9 protein-coding genes are annotated in these 14,564 nt (G+C 56.4%); all 9 read left to right on the forward strand.

Going from position 1 to position 14,564, the window contains the following annotated elements; genetic code table 11:
• The first annotated feature begins 1 nt into the window (after nt 1).
• From tssF to AC6I77_RS07510, 9 genes are read left to right on the forward strand one after another with little or no spacing between them, the layout of a single operon-like run.
• On the forward strand, nt 2-1,873 hold the full coding sequence (tssF, locus tag AC6I77_RS07470; protein ID WP_003853283.1) for a type VI secretion system baseplate subunit TssF: 1,872 nt from the start codon (nt 2-4) through the stop codon (nt 1,871-1,873).
• Entirely contained in the window at nt 1,870-2,916 is a 1,047-nt protein-coding gene (tssG, locus tag AC6I77_RS07475) for a type VI secretion system baseplate subunit TssG (protein WP_497816798.1), read from the forward strand. The genes tssF and tssG overlap by 4 nt, the downstream gene beginning before the upstream one ends.
• Nucleotides 2,917-2,970: 54 nt before the next feature.
• The gene (gene tssH / locus AC6I77_RS07480; protein ID WP_497816799.1) at nt 2,971-5,580 is read left to right on the forward strand and encodes a type VI secretion system ATPase TssH; all 2,610 of its coding nucleotides are present in this window, start codon (nt 2,971-2,973) and stop codon (nt 5,578-5,580) included.
• Between the two features lie 27 nt (nt 5,581-5,607).
• Nucleotides 5,608-7,110 carry a serine/threonine protein kinase gene (locus AC6I77_RS07485; RefSeq protein ID WP_497816800.1) on the forward strand — a complete coding sequence of 501 codons (1,503 nt, stop codon included), beginning with the start codon at nt 5,608-5,610 and terminating at the stop codon, nt 7,108-7,110.
• Between the two features lie 16 nt (nt 7,111-7,126).
• Nucleotides 7,127-9,058, forward strand: a complete 1,932-nt coding sequence (locus AC6I77_RS07490) for a type VI secretion system Vgr family protein (RefSeq protein WP_497816801.1) — start codon at nt 7,127-7,129, stop codon at nt 9,056-9,058.
• The gene (locus AC6I77_RS07495; RefSeq protein ID WP_003849020.1) at nt 9,058-9,477 is read left to right on the forward strand and encodes a DcrB-related protein; all 420 of its coding nucleotides are present in this window, start codon (nt 9,058-9,060) and stop codon (nt 9,475-9,477) included. The genes AC6I77_RS07490 and AC6I77_RS07495 overlap by 1 nt, the downstream gene beginning before the upstream one ends.
• A gap of 2 nt (nt 9,478-9,479) precedes the next feature.
• The gene (locus tag AC6I77_RS07500; RefSeq protein ID WP_497816802.1) at nt 9,480-13,406 is read left to right on the forward strand and encodes a DUF6531 domain-containing protein; all 3,927 of its coding nucleotides are present in this window, start codon (nt 9,480-9,482) and stop codon (nt 13,404-13,406) included.
• A gap of 13 nt (nt 13,407-13,419) precedes the next feature.
• Nucleotides 13,420-14,004, forward strand: a complete 585-nt coding sequence (locus AC6I77_RS07505; RefSeq protein ID WP_497816803.1) for an RHS repeat-associated core domain-containing protein — start codon at nt 13,420-13,422, stop codon at nt 14,002-14,004.
• Nucleotides 14,004-14,414, forward strand: a complete 411-nt coding sequence (locus tag AC6I77_RS07510; protein WP_033761564.1) for an immunity 22 family protein — start codon at nt 14,004-14,006, stop codon at nt 14,412-14,414. The genes AC6I77_RS07505 and AC6I77_RS07510 overlap by 1 nt, the downstream gene beginning before the upstream one ends.
• The last annotated feature ends 150 nt before the right edge of the window (nt 14,415-14,564 follow it).

Consider the following 14,564-nt stretch of genomic DNA (forward strand, 5'->3'; position numbering starts at 1 on the left):
CATGGACAGCAATCTGCTCGACTACTACAACCGTGAACTGGCCTACCTGCGCGAGATGGGGGCAGAGTTTGCGACGCGCTACCCGAAAGTGGCGGGACGTCTTGGCATGCATGGCATTGACGTGGCGGACCCCTATGTGGAACGGCTGATGGAAGGGTTTGCCTTCCTGACGTCGCGCGTGCAGCTGAAGATGGATGCGGAGTTTCCGCGCTTCTCACAGCGTCTGCTGGAGATGATTGCGCCATCTTATCTCTCGCCAACGCCCTCCATGGCGATTGCGCAGCTGACGCCGGACAGCCGCAAAGGTGATATCACTCAGGGTTTCCGGGTGCCGCGTGGCACCATGATGGAGAGCCAGAACCTGAAAAAAACCGGGGTGACCTGCAGCTACTCCACCGCACACGATGTGGTGCTGCATCCGCTGCGCATCACTGAAGCCAGCCTCGGCGGCGTGCCAGGTGATCTGCCTTCTGGCGAGCTGAAACTCACGGGCCTGGGCGCGGCAAGTGCGCTGCGCATCCGTATCACCTGTGAAGGGATCTCCTCGCTGAGTCAGCTCAACGTCGAGGACCTGATGCTGTTCCTCAGCGGCCCGGATATTCAGGCGCTGAAGCTGCTTGAGCTGCTGATGCAGCATCGGGTAGGTATCGTGCTGCAGTCGGTAGAGAAACGGCCACAGCGTCAGGTGCTGACAGATGACGCCCTGCAGCAGGAGGGTTTTGCGCCAGAGCAGGCGCTGCTGCCCGACGACCTGCGCAACTTCGACGGCTATCGTCTGTTGCAGGAATATTTCGCTTTTCCGGCACGCTTTCAGTTTATCAGCCTGAGTCAGCTCGGCCCGTTTTTGCGCCGCTGCGACAACGCCACGGCGTTCGACATCATCATCCTGCTCGACAAAGCGGACAGCGCGCTGGAAAGCGTGGTCGATCACAGCCATCTGGCGCTGCACTGCACGCCGGTCATTAACCTCTTCCCGAAAACCGCCGAGCGTCTGAAGGTCAGCGACAGTCAGCATGAATATCATCTGGTAGTGGATAACATCCGGCCGTTGGATTATGAGGTACATTCGGTGCAGCGGCTGTTTGCCACCGTAGAGGGCAAGCGGGAAGAGCAGGTATTCCGCCCGTTCTGGAGCACCTTCAGCGGCGATCAGGGTGACTATGGCGCCTACTTCTCGCTGCGCCGCGAACAGCGCACCCTGTCAGAGCAGGCACAACGTTATGGCACGCGCACCGGCTACATCGGTTCAGAAGTGTTTCTGTCGCTGGTGGATGAGCATCATGCGCCGTGGCGCGACGACGTGCGCTATCTCTCTGCCGAGGTGATGTGTACCAGCCGCGATCTGCCGCTGATGCTGCAGCAGGATCAGGGCAATTTCGTGATGCCGGATTCCATTCCGGTGTCGGAGCTGAAGCTGTGCAAAGGACCGACGCCACCACGTCCGGCGCTGGCAGAAGGCCTTTCAGCATGGCGGCTGATCAGCCATCTGCAGATGAACTATCTCAGTCTGATGGACAGCAGCGACGGGGAAGGTGCGGCGGCGCTGCGCCAGTTGCTGAGCCTCTACGCTAATCTCGCCGAAGCGCCGGTTGCCCGCCAGATTGACGGCATTCGTCACTGTACGCTCAGCGCGGTAAACCGCCGTGTGCCTGAGCCAGGGCCGGTGGTGTTTGCGCGCGGTGTCAGCATCACGCTGGAAGTGGATGAGCAGGCGTTTTCGGGTGCCAGCCCATGGCTGTTTGGCAGCGTACTGGAGCGGGTTTGTGGCCGGCTGGTGGCACTTAACAGCTTCACAGAGTTCACCCTGAACAGCCAGCAGCGCGGGGAAGTGGGCTACTGGCCGCCGCGCATGGGCCGGAAAGCGCTGATATGAGTGGCGAAAAAGTCATTACGCTGCCGCGTCTGATCCGACTGCCGGATGATTTCTGGCAGAAAGTCATGGCCGCGCCGTGGAGCTACGATCTGTTTCAGCTGCTGCGAAGGCTGGACGCGCAGGGCGGTCAGCGCTATCCGCTGGGCCGTGCGCCGCTGCCGAAGTTCGAATCGGTACGCATCGGTCAGACGCCGTCACTGGCGTTTGCACCGGCCACCGTCGCCAGTGCCACCCCGCGTGAGGGTTCGGAGCGTCATGAGCTGTCGATCTACAGCTTTGGCCTGTTTGGCCCCAACGGCCCGCTGCCAACCCATCTGACCGAATATGTGCATGAACGCATCGTGCATCATCAGGATCACAGCCTGTCGGCGTTTGCTGACCTGTTTCACCACCGCGCCACGCTGCTGTTCTATCGTGCCTGGGCGGATGCGCAGCCGACCGTGTCGCTGGATCGTCCCGACGACAGTCGCTTTTTGAACTATCTCGCCTGTCTGGCGGGCATCGGCTTGCCGGCCCAGCAGCAGGCCAGCTCGCTGAGTCTCCATGCCCGACTGATGCTGGTGGGCCATCTCAGCCGTCACGGTCATGATGCGGAAGGGCTGGTGCGCATTCTGCGCCACTACTTTGGCGTACCGGTCCGGCTCACGCAGAACCTGCCGCACTGGCTGACGCTGGACAGCCGCGATCAGGCCCGACTGGGCGCGGGACGTCACATGCCCCGGCTGGGCGCCTCCGCGTTTCTCGGTGTGGCGGTACGTGATGTGCAGCACCGTTTTCGCCTGCACCTGGGCCCGCTCAACGCCGCGCAGTATGCCCATTTTCTGCCGGATGCGCCCGGCGCGCAGGAAGTGCGCGACTGGGTGCGTCACTACCTTGGCATCGAAATGCAATGGGATCTCAGTCTGATCCTGGCCGCTGACGAGGTGCAGGGTGTGGCGCTGGGCGGCACTGCCCGACTCGGCTACACCAGCTGGCTGGGGCAGATGCCGCAGCCGCACGATCGTGAAGATTTCATGTTTGAGGTTGAGGCTGCTTCACGCTAGCCCAGCCGCTTTCCCTGTTACACAGCCTGCGTCTTTCATTGAAGAGAGCCCCCTATGTCAGAAATCAGCCGTGCCGTGCTATTCGGCAAACTGGATACGCTGTTATTTACCTCGCTGGAAAGCGCCACCGCCTTTTGCAAACTGCGCGGCAATCCCTATGTCGAACTGGTGCACTGGCTGCATCAACTGATGCAGCAGCAGGATGGCGACTTACAGCAGGTCATCACACATTTTTCACTGGATGAAAAGGCCCTGACTCAGGACATCGTTGCCGCGCTGGATCGCCTGCCTCGCGGTGCCAGTGCGGTCTCCGACCTCTCTGAGCATATCGACAGCGCCGTTGAGCGGGCGTGGGTTTATGCCTCGCTGAAATATGGCGCGACCCGCATTCGCGGCGGTCATCTGCTGATTGGTATGCTGAAAACCTTCAACCTGGCCAGCGTACTGAAAGGCATCTCCGGCCAGTTCAGCCGGGTTAATGCCGATGCGCTGCTGGCGGATTTCGACACGCTGCTCAGCAACAGCAAAGAAGCGCAGCAGGCGATGAGCGCGCCGGCAGATGCTGCTGGTACAGCGCCTGCGGCCAGTGGCAGTTCGCTGGAGCAGTATGGACAGGATCTGACCGCGCGCGCCCGTGAAGGCCGCATCGATCCGGTAACCGGGCGTGACGATGAGATCCGCCAGATGGTCGATATCCTGATGCGTCGTCGTCAGAACAACCCGTTGCTGACCGGTGAAGCGGGCGTCGGCAAAACCGCGGTGGTCGAAGGCCTCGCGCTGCGTATTGCTGCGGGAGATGTGCCTGCGCCGCTGCGCGATGTGCAGCTCTGGCTGCTGGATATCGGCCTGCTGCAGGCGGGTGCCGGGATGAAAGGGGAGTTCGAAGCGCGACTGCAGGCGCTAATCAATGAGGTGCAGTCCAGCCCGACGCCGATCGTGCTGTTTGTCGATGAGATCCACACTCTGGTTGGCGCGGGTGGTCAGCAGGGCACCGGCGATGCCGCCAACCTGCTGAAACCGGCGCTGGCGCGCGGCCAGCTTCGCACCATCGGCGCGACCACCTGGGCCGAATACAAAAAGTACATCGAGAAAGATCCGGCGCTGACCCGCCGCTTCCAGACCGTGCAGGTGCAGGAGCCGGATGAAGCCAAAGCGATTCTGATGCTGCGCAGCACCGTTAGCGCGCTGGAGAAACACCATCGGGTGCTGTTGCTGGATGATGCAGTCACTGCGGCAGTGAAACTATCCCATCGCTACATTCCGGCGCGTCAGCTGCCCGATAAAGCGGTGGCGCTGCTGGATACTGCCTGCGCGCGCGTGGCGGTCAGTCAGGGCGCACAGCCTGCGGCGCTGGAAGATTGTCTGCATCGTCTGGCCGCGCTGGAGATTGAAGCGGAGATCATTGAACGTGAAATCCGCGTCGGCCTTGGCGATGTGACCCGCCAGCAGGCGATTGCCGCAGAGCGCACCGCCCTGGAAACTGAACGTGATGCACTGCAACAGCGCTGGCTGCAGGAGCGCGAACTGGTTGAGACGCTGATTGCGCTGCGCGCCCGCTGTGTAACCGAAGAGGATCCGGCGCTGCGTGAACAGCGCGATGCAACGCAGCAGCAACTCACGGCGCTGCAGGGCGACTCGCCGCTGCTGTTTGCCGCTGTCGATGCAGGCGTGGTGGCTGCCGTGGTCTCGGACTGGACCGGTATTCCACTGGGCCGGATGGTGAAGAATGAGATCGACGCCGTCCTGAATCTGGCTGACACCCTGAACCAGCGCGTTATCGGCCAGCGTCACGGTCTGGAGCTGATCGCCAAACGGGTTCGCACTACGCGCGCCCGCCTGGATAACCCCAACAAGCCCGCAGGTGTCTTTATGCTGTGCGGCCCGTCCGGTGTCGGTAAAACCGAGACCGCGCTGGCGCTGGCCGAGTCGCTGTATGGCGGCGAGCAGAACATTATCACCATCAACATGAGTGAGTTTCAGGAGGCGCACACTGTCTCGACGCTGAAAGGTGCTCCGCCGGGCTACGTCGGCTACGGCGAAGGCGGCGTGCTGACCGAAGCCGTTCGCCGTCGTCCCTACAGCGTGGTGCTGCTGGATGAGATTGAGAAAGCCCATCCGGATGTGCATGAGCTGTTCTTCCAGGTGTTTGATAAGGGCTGGATGGAGGATGGCGAAGGTCGCCACATTGATTTCCGTAACACCATCATCATTCTGACCTCGAATGTCGGCACGCAGTTGATCAGCGCGATGTGTGCTGATCCTGAACTGATGCCCGATCCCGATGCCCTGAGCACCGCGCTGCGTAAGCCGCTGCTGGAGGTGTTCCCGCCTGCGCTGCTGGGCCGTCTGCTGGTGGTGCCGTATTACCCGCTCAGCGATGAAATGCTGGCGGAGATTGTGCGGCTGCAGCTGGCGCGCATTGTGCGTCGTCTGGCGGACAACCATAGCATTGAGGCGCAGATTGACGAGTCGGTGGTGAGCCAGATCGTCCAGCGCTGTACCGAGGTGGAGTCGGGCGGTCGCATGGTGGATGCCATCCTCACTAACACGCTGTTGCCGCAGATGAGCCAGATATTGCTGAGTGCGCACGCCCGCGATGAACGCTATCGCCGCGTCGAAGTGCGTTGTGAGCAGGGCGAATTTGTCTGCCAGTTCGCTGTTTAAAGCTTAGTTATCAGAGAGTTTTCGAATATGTCGGAACATGATCAACCCCTGAATGTCCCCAACGCGCTGCCGCTGGGTTACCGCTTTAATGAGTTTGAAATCAAAGAGGTTATCGGCGGTGGTGGCTTTGGTATCGTCTATCGCGCCTGGGATCACCAGCTGGAACGTGATATCGCCATCAAAGAGTTTATGCCCGCGTCACTGGCGGTGCGCAGCGATGACCTTAATCTGGTGCTGCGCAGTGAACGTTTCAGCAAAACTTTTCACGCCGGACTGAACAGCTTTATTCAGGAGGCGCGTCTGCTGGCGCGCTTTAACCATCCGAACCTGCTGCACGTGCTGCGTTTCTGGGTGCAGAACGACACCGCTTATATGGGCACGGTGTTCTACAGCGGCACCACGCTCTCGAACTTCCGCGAACGGAATCCGCAGTCGGTGAATGAGGCCTGGATTCGTCGCATGCTGCCGCCGCTGCTGGGCGCGATCAAAACCATCCATGAAGCGGGTTACCTGCACCGTGATATCTCGCTGGATAACATCCAGATTCAGAGCAGCGGCGAGCCGATTCTGCTGGACTTCGGGTCGGCGCGTAAAACCATCGGCAACCTGTCGGATGAGAGCGAGACCATGCTGCGTCCCGGCTATGCGCCGATTGAGCAGTACAGCGATAACGACGAGAGCGAGCAGGGCGCGTGGACCGATATTTACGCGCTGGGCGCGGTGCTGCATACGCTGATTACCGGTGCACCGCCACCGGTCAGCGTAGTGCGCAGCATCGAAGATAACTACCAGCCGCTGGTGCAGCGTCGTCAGGCGGGCTACTCGACGGCGCTGCTCAGCGCCATCGATCGCGCGCTGGCGCTGAAACCGGAAGATCGTCCGCAGAGCATTGATGATTTTGCTGTGCTGATGGCGCTGCCGGAACGTGAACCGGAACCGCTGCTCAGTGCAAAAATGAGTGGGCCAGGCACGATGCTGGTGCCGATCACAGAAGAAGAGGAGGAGGTCAAACCCGCCTCGCCGCTTAAAACGCTGCTGGGACACCGGTTTGCTCTGCCAGGCCTGGTGGCTGCGGGTGTGCTGGTTGGCCTGTGCGCCGGTCTGCTGATGTCACGCGGTAATGAGTCATCGCCGGCTGAGGTCGCGCAAAACAGCGCGCCTGCCGTCACCGTCGCACCGGTCAACCAGCCGGTGGCTGCGCCACCGACCCAGTCTGAGACTCCGCCGGACACCGTTGCCAGCGCACCGGCGCAGACCTCTGAGCCGGCGCAGACCGCCGCACGTGAACCCGATCCACAACCCGCACCGCCACCCGCGCCTGTCGCCCAGGTTTATATCCGGTTGCAGCAGGGGGAACGCGTTCAGGTAAACGGTCAGCCGCAGGCGCTGGTGCCGGCGGTGAATGGCTTCGCGACGCTGCAGCTTGCACCGGGCAACTATACCTTTGCCATTAGCGGCCAGAGTGGCACCCGCCAGCAGACGCTGAACATCAGCGAAGAAGGCGTCTGGTTGCTCGATCCACACAGTTAATAGTCAGGGATTACTTATGTTCTCACGCATTACTGCACAGCTGCCGGCGGACGGCCTGCTGTTCCATACGCTCACCGGCACCGAGACGCTGTCCCGTCCGTTTGTGCTCACCGCCGAACTGCTGGCCACCGACGCGCGCATCGACCGTCACGCCCTGCTGGGCAAGCCGGTCACTTTTTTGCTGCCGACCGACGGCCTGATGAACGCGCTGAGTCCGCGCTACCTCAACGGCAAAATCACCCGCGTGGCGGTGCGCAGCCAGGAGCTGAGCGGCACCCGCTACGCGGTCTACCAGCTGACGGTGGAGCCGGACCTGTGGCCGATGCGGCGCGACCGCAACCTGCGCATCTTCCAGAGCCAGACGGTGCCGCAGATTGTGCAGACGCTGCTGAAGGAGTACGCGGTTAACGTAGAGACGCGCCTGGCGGGCAACTACCGGGTGTGGGAGTACTGCGTGCAGTATCAGGAGAGCAGCCTGGACTTCATCAGCCGCCTGATGGAGCTGGAGGGGATTTACTACTTCTTCCGCCACGAGGCGGACAAACATACGCTGGTGCTGTGCGACGCGCCGGACCAGCACCAGGCGTTTCCGGGCTATGAGACCATCGCCTATCACGTCACCCCGTCGGGCGGCGTGGTGACGGAAGAGGGCATCAGCCAGTGGTCGCTGGCGGAGAGCGTGACGCCGGGCATCTACAGCACCGACGACTACGACTTCCGCAAGCCGAACGCGTGGATGCTGCAGGCGCGGCAGAACCCGGCGTCGCCGGTGCCGGGCTCGGTGGACGTCTACGACTGGCCGGGTCACTTTGTCGACCACAGCCACGGCGAGTCCTACGCGCGCATCCGTCAGGAGGTGTGGCAGGCCGAGCACCACAGCGTCAGCGGGTCGGGCACCGCCACCGGCATCGCGCCTGGCTTCACCTTCGCCATCATCAACGCGCCGCACTTCAGCGACAACGGCGAATATCTGGTGACCTCGGCGACCTATGACTTCGCCGAGAACAGTTACGCCAGCGGCGACACCAGTGACAGCCGTCACAACATCAGCTTCACGGTGCTGCCGTCGTCGGTGACGTACCGCACGCCGCCGGAGACGCCGTGGCCGAAAACGCACGGTCCGCAGACCGCGAAGGTGGTGGGCCCCAAAGGCGAGTCGATCTGGACCGACCGCTACGGGCGGGTGAAGGTGAAGTTTCACTGGGACCGTCTGGCGAAGGGCGACGACACCAGCTCCTGCTGGGTGCGCGTCTCCAGCGCCTGGGCGGGTCAGGGGTTCGGCGGGGTGCAGATCCCGCGCGTTAACGACGAAGTGGTGGTGGACTTCATCAACGGCGATCCGGACCGTCCGCTGATTATCGGCCGCGTGTATAACGAGGCAAGCATGCCGCCGTGGGCGCTGCCTGCTGCGGCGACGCAGATGGGTTTTTTAAGCCGGTCGAAGGATGGCACGGCGGATACGGCGAACGCGCTGAGGTTTGAGGATAAGGCGGGTGAAGAACACCTGTGGATCCAGGCACAAAAGAACATGGATACCCATGTTAAAAATGATGAATCACATAGTGTTGGTGGCTCACAAACCGTCAGCATTAATCGAGACTACAAAGGTAAGGTGGCCGGTGCGCATGAGCAGGCAACACAGCTTTCACATACGGAGGTAATTGGTGGTGGTTTTTTACAACTAGTGCAGGGAGGCATTGTGCAAGCTTCTGATACCGGAATACGTCTGGTGGCTGGTCAATCCATTCTGGAATTAGGCGCTAACGGTCAGGTCAATCTGCAATGTATAAATTTCACAGTGAACGCGTCCGGGCAGGGTGAAATTAATACCGGCGGTACGCTGGATTTAAATATTAGTAAACCTGCCGCTGCTTCTGATACAGAGCCCACATCAGCACAAATTCAGAATGCTGTAAAAGCGGCATTTAATCAGGGAAGTAAAGAATAATGGAAATTAAATCATTTGCTCTTTCAGAGGGCACCCTCAACTTGTCTGATGCCTGGCAGGATCACAGCATCAATGTTCTGAAATTTCCTGCCAGTGATGCAACTTTAGTCATCACCCGCGCATGGGATATCTCACCTGAAGAAGAAAATGACTATTTCTCCCAGCAGCTGGCCAGGATTAAGCAGCGAATGAAGAAGGTTGTAATGGGTGAGCAGGTGACAAGCACTATTGCGGGCCAGTCTGCAAAAGAGGTCAAACTCTCTTTCGAGAACCAGCATGTCATGATGTATGAACAGCTAGCGATCGTGCGAATGGAAGATCATCTCCTTGTACTGACCTTTAGCCGAACGACCCCTTTTGATGCAGATACAGATGCGCTCTGGAACTCAGTCAAAGCGGGTATGCAACTGGGAGTCTGACGATGACGGATTTTATTGCAGCCCGTATCGACGACCCCCTGGTGCATAGCTCGGCGCTTGCCGATTTTGTGGGAGGCCTGGTAGAAGGTGCCATCGTTGCAGGAGTGATGCTGGCAGCGGGTACAGGAATTGGTGCGGTGATTGGCGGTGCAGCGATTGCCGGGCTGATTTTCAGCGGAAAACTTGAGGAAATCGGCGACGCTGCAGGCAAATTTGTCGACAGCGTAATTGATCCCGGACCGCCTGATGCGATCATCATCAGTGGGTCTGACGATGTGTTGATAATGGGGAAAAAGGCAGCGCGCGCAGCCGGCACTGTGGATCGTGGCTATCTTAATATGCCAGTTGCCCAAGATGAAGGCATTGACTGGGCGGGGATCGGTATGCTTGCGCTTACTGGCGTAGCAATGGCAATGAAAACAACACTGAATCCCGGTGCTGCGCTTATGTCAGTGGCTGAGAAGGCTAGCCACATTACGTCTGATGACATTAAAGATTGGGGAAAAAGCGTCTGGACCAGCCTGACTCAGCCTGTGGTGGAAAGTGCAAACCCTTATGCGGCACCCATGCCGCAGGATAAAGTCGCATGTGCTAAAGGCCATATGGTCACCAGCAGTAATTTTATCGCGCAGGGTTCAAAAAAAGTGTTAATCAATAACCAGCCTGCTGCGCGTAATGGTGACAAAAGCACTTGTGAAGCAGTTATTAAAATTAGCGAAAATCCCCGTGTACGCATCGGCGGCGATACCATTACAGTGCGTGACATCCACAGCGGTAAAAACATGCTGGCGTATATGGCTGGTAATTTACTGGGCGGGGCCCTGGCAGGGGTACTGCCACAGCTGATCAAGTTTGGTTACAGCCGTCTGATTCTGCGCGGCCTTGCTAAAGAAATCATTTGCCCGCTCGGCGGCATCGTCGCAACCGAAGCCGCTGCTCAGGCAGTCATTAAAGCCAGTAGTACGGCATTTCCTGTCAATATTGCTACTGGCGCTAAAATCCTTGCACAGGATGAAGACCTCGATTTTGTGCTACCGGATCGCATACCACTCAGATGGCAGCGTATTTACCACAGTCGCAACTTAGCAGCCGGGATATTAGGTACTGGCTGGATGCTGCCTTTTGAAACCCGCTTGTATCGTTTGCCGGATAATCAACTGATGTTTCGTGATATGACTGGCCGTGAGTTGGGCATGGGCAAGGTCAATACAGGAGACGTCATTGATTTTCAGGAAGAAGGTCTGAAACTGTTCTGTAGCCCGAACGGTGCGATGGTGATACAGCATCATGACGGCGAACACCAGCTTTACGAACCGGATCCCTTAAATATGGGCGAATGGCGCCTGCATCGTCTCTACGATCGCCATGAAAATGCTCAATATTTTGAATGGAATAAGCAGGGGCAGTTGGTACGCATCTTTAGTGATAATGAAGCACTTGATGTCGAGCTTGAGTATCAGGAGTGGGGACGGCTTAGCGCAGTATATCAGGTTTGTGGAAATACGCGCCGCTGCATGGTGTCTTACCGTTACAACGAGCAGAACCAGCTGATCATGGTGAGCGATGCGGACAACATCGTTTTGCGCCAGTATGGCTGGGATCGGGCTAGTGACATGCTGGCATGGCACAGTTTTTCAACCGGCCTGAAAGTTCAGTATCAGTGGCAACCCGCTCTGGACAGCAGGCACTGGCGAGTTTCTTCCTACCAGGTGCTGGATGAACAGGCAAGCGTGCTGGAAAACTGGCGTATTAATACTGACGAAAAAGAACGCATCGCCTATGTGAGTAACGATGAAGGTGTATCCAGTCAGCATCGCTGGGATATGTTGTACCGTATAACGGCTTATACCGATGAACATGGCGGTAGCTGGGCATTCAACTGGGCTGGGACCAGTGAACAGCTAAATGAGATGGTACAGCCCGACGGAGCCCGCTGGGAGTACGCTTTTGATGCGCGTGGAAATCTGACGATGGAGCGCGATCCGCTGGAGCGCACCACGCTTAAAACCTGGCATCCGTTATATGCGCTCCCGTTGAAAGAGGTGTTACCGAACGGTGCAGTATGGCAATACGAGTATAATCTAGCCGGTGATGTTGTGTCTCTGACCGATCCGGAAGGTGCAACCACGCTTTTTAAATGGAATGAACAGGGAGATCTGGTTGAGCGCATAGATGCTCATTGTAACCGGCACTGTTTCTGGTGGGACAGTCGTGGCCAACTAATCCGCGAAGAAGACTGTTCCGGTTACCCTGCTCGCCGTCAGTATGATGATACAGGAAGGCTGGTAAGCATCACGGATGCGCTGGGCAATACACAGCGATTTGCATGGAGTCCGGCGGGGCGACTTGAAATTTTAACGCGTCCGGACGGACGTGAAACCCGATTCGAATACAATAAAGCCGGCTTACTATGCGGGCAAAGTATTGAAGGTATTCTGGCGCATAAAGTTACTTTAAATTCCCGTGGTCAGGTCATTGAGGCAGTTGATCCGGCGGGCCAGAAAACACAGTTTCGTTTCAATCGGGCTGGGCGACTGACAACATTAATTAACAGCAACATGCAGGAGTGGCATTTTAGCTATAGTTCGACTGGATTATTGCAGCAGCAGCAGGATTATGCAGGACGGAAGACCGAGTATCATTACAATGCGCTCCAGCAGGTAGAGTCGCTTATCCGCTATCCGGACAGCAGCAGCGAAATGCCGCCTCAAGTCACGAACTATGAATATGATGCGCTGGGGCGAATGACGGCGCGTGAAACATGTGAGCATCGGACCGAGTTCCGGCACAGTGCCCTGGCATTAGAGATTTGTCGCGCGCCATATCAGGAATGGCGTCAGGCTGCTATTGAGATGCGTGACCCGGAACATGCTGAATATCAGATATTTACCTATAATAAACTGGGCAGATTGATCAGCGAAAAAAATCATTCAGGGGAGTACTGTCATCAATATGATGCACTGAATAATCTGAGTGCAACGTCATACCCGGATGGACAGAAAATCGACTTTCTTCGTTACGGCAGTGGACATCTTCTGGAGATTCAACTCTCCTTCAACGCGAAAAAGTTGTCCCTGGCAGGATATCAGCGAGACCGTCTGCACCGGGAAACGAATCGCACGCAGGGCGTGCTAACGCAGGAGACATATTATGACGTGGCGGGACGGATTTCCCATCGGCGCTGTCTGGACAACCCGCGTAAAACGCTGATTGCAGAAAGACGTTACCAGTGGGATCAGGCCGATCAGATTATCCGTCAGATTTATACAGATGGCACACCGTCGTCGCCGCAGGAGAAATACCGACAGTTGCTATGGGGATACGATGCAGCTGGCAGGGTGACGCAAAGCATAATGCCGGGCTGTGATGAACAGTTTTTGTATGACGCTGCAGACAATCAGACAACACAGGATTTGCATCCGGTACGGAATAACATGCTGAGGCGTCTGGATGGTGTGCGCTGGGAATATGATGGCTTTGGTCGTATGACGGAGCGGCATGATAGCCACCGGGGTATTGTGCAGCGTTTTTTTTATGACAGTGAGCATCGTATCAGTGATGTTCAGATTGAGGGTGATATTGAATTCAGCCGCGCGCAATACTTGTACGATGCGCTGGGACGCCGTACGGAAAAACGCGTCTGGCGGCACCGTCAGGAGCAGCCGGAATGCACAAAATTTGCCTGGCTGGGCATGCAACTGGTTGGTGAAAGCAGCACTCACAGGCCAGACACAGGCGTACGCTATGTTTATGCAGAAAACAGCTACGAACCGCTGGCACGTATTGACAGCACAGGCGCGCATAGTGATATTTACTGGTACCACACCGAGATAAACGGCCTGCCGGACAGGCTGACTGATGAGGAAGGCAAAAGCGTCTGGCGCGGCAACTTCTCTGTCTGGGGGCGCACCCTGTCAGAAACAGTGTAATGCGAGCTGGGGCGTGCCGCAGAACCTTCGTTTTCAGGGACAGTACCTTGACCGTGAAACCGGGCTGCACTATAACACGCTAAGATATTATGACCCGCGCGGCGGTCGCTATACGCAGCCGGACCCGATAGGGTTAAAGGGTGGATTGAATACTTACACCTATGTTAATGATCCAATGGTTTGGGTGGATCCATTAGGCTTGATTCCTTGGGAAAAAGGCACGTTTAACTCCTGGTTTAATGGCGCATCAGTTCAGGATATTATCGATAATAAATCAGCTGTTGAGAGTGCTCTTCGAAGTCCCGGTGGTATGCATGAAATGTTCCCTGTATCGATAGCATCTAAAGCGAAAGAGTTAGGGTTTAGCGCAGAAGAGCTTAAAGCAATGACAGTTCCGACTAGCGAAATTACATTTATTAATGTCACTGATAGAAATGGAATGCCTGTCCCAAATGGTCCTCATCATGGAAGTAAAGCAGGGCGGCATTTCCATAACAAACTTATCAGTGATTTAAAAAGTGCTGAAACTAAGATGCAAGCCATAGACATTATAGAAACACACCATTCGATCCACATGAAACGAACAGGATGCTTTTGATGAATACTAATTACGACGCGGATATTGTACATCTTTGGATAGGAAGTAATTATGATTCCGAAAAAGACTATTTGAAATATTTTGAGCTTGATTACTCAACTGAAGGGGATTTTGAGGATCCCTCCTATAAAGTTTGTGCATTTTGTCAGTATCTTGGCACAAAGTGGTACGATGAAGACTTTATAGGAATAATACCAAGAGAAGAAAAAGATGTTCCTCTTAATGAGATACTTGAGCAAGCAGCAGTTGATCTAAGCGAGATGGAAAAAATAAGAAATACATGCGCCAACTTGGGAATTGATAAAGCAAACGCCATTTTATGGTATTCAAATCTTGACGTTGATAATTTTCCTGCTATAGGTAGTGATTTTAAAGGATTAAAATATATTGGTTGCTTCAAAGGTGATTGATTTAACACTTTAAAAGTGATCTAACCTAGTTTCTTGGTATCTACCGGAGGCGGCTATTATGCTCATTCCGGTTTTTTATTCATAATTTCAATTCTCTGCTATTTTCTTAGAGATGCTCATATCCTTCAGTGAAAATTAACGATAATTTAT

This window comes from Pantoea sp. X-Soil-ISGK-259, assembly GCF_059730705.1.

Excerpts from the sequence above, each read along its gene's own strand:
- tssF (WP_003853283.1), top strand. The coding sequence starts at position 2 with ATGGACAGCAATCTGCTCGACTACTACAACCGTGAACTGGCCTACCTG.
- tssG (WP_497816798.1), top strand. The coding sequence starts at position 1,870 with ATGAGTGGCGAAAAAGTCATTACGCTGCCGCGTCTGATCCGACTGCCG.
- tssH (WP_497816799.1), top strand. The coding sequence starts at position 2,971 with ATGTCAGAAATCAGCCGTGCCGTGCTATTCGGCAAACTGGATACGCTG.
- AC6I77_RS07485 (WP_497816800.1), top strand. The coding sequence starts at position 5,608 with ATGTCGGAACATGATCAACCCCTGAATGTCCCCAACGCGCTGCCGCTG.
- AC6I77_RS07490 (WP_497816801.1), top strand. The coding sequence starts at position 7,127 with ATGTTCTCACGCATTACTGCACAGCTGCCGGCGGACGGCCTGCTGTTC.
- AC6I77_RS07495 (WP_003849020.1), top strand. The coding sequence starts at position 9,058 with ATGGAAATTAAATCATTTGCTCTTTCAGAGGGCACCCTCAACTTGTCT.
- AC6I77_RS07500 (WP_497816802.1), top strand. The coding sequence starts at position 9,480 with ATGACGGATTTTATTGCAGCCCGTATCGACGACCCCCTGGTGCATAGC.
- AC6I77_RS07510 (WP_033761564.1), top strand. The coding sequence starts at position 14,004 with ATGAATACTAATTACGACGCGGATATTGTACATCTTTGGATAGGAAGT.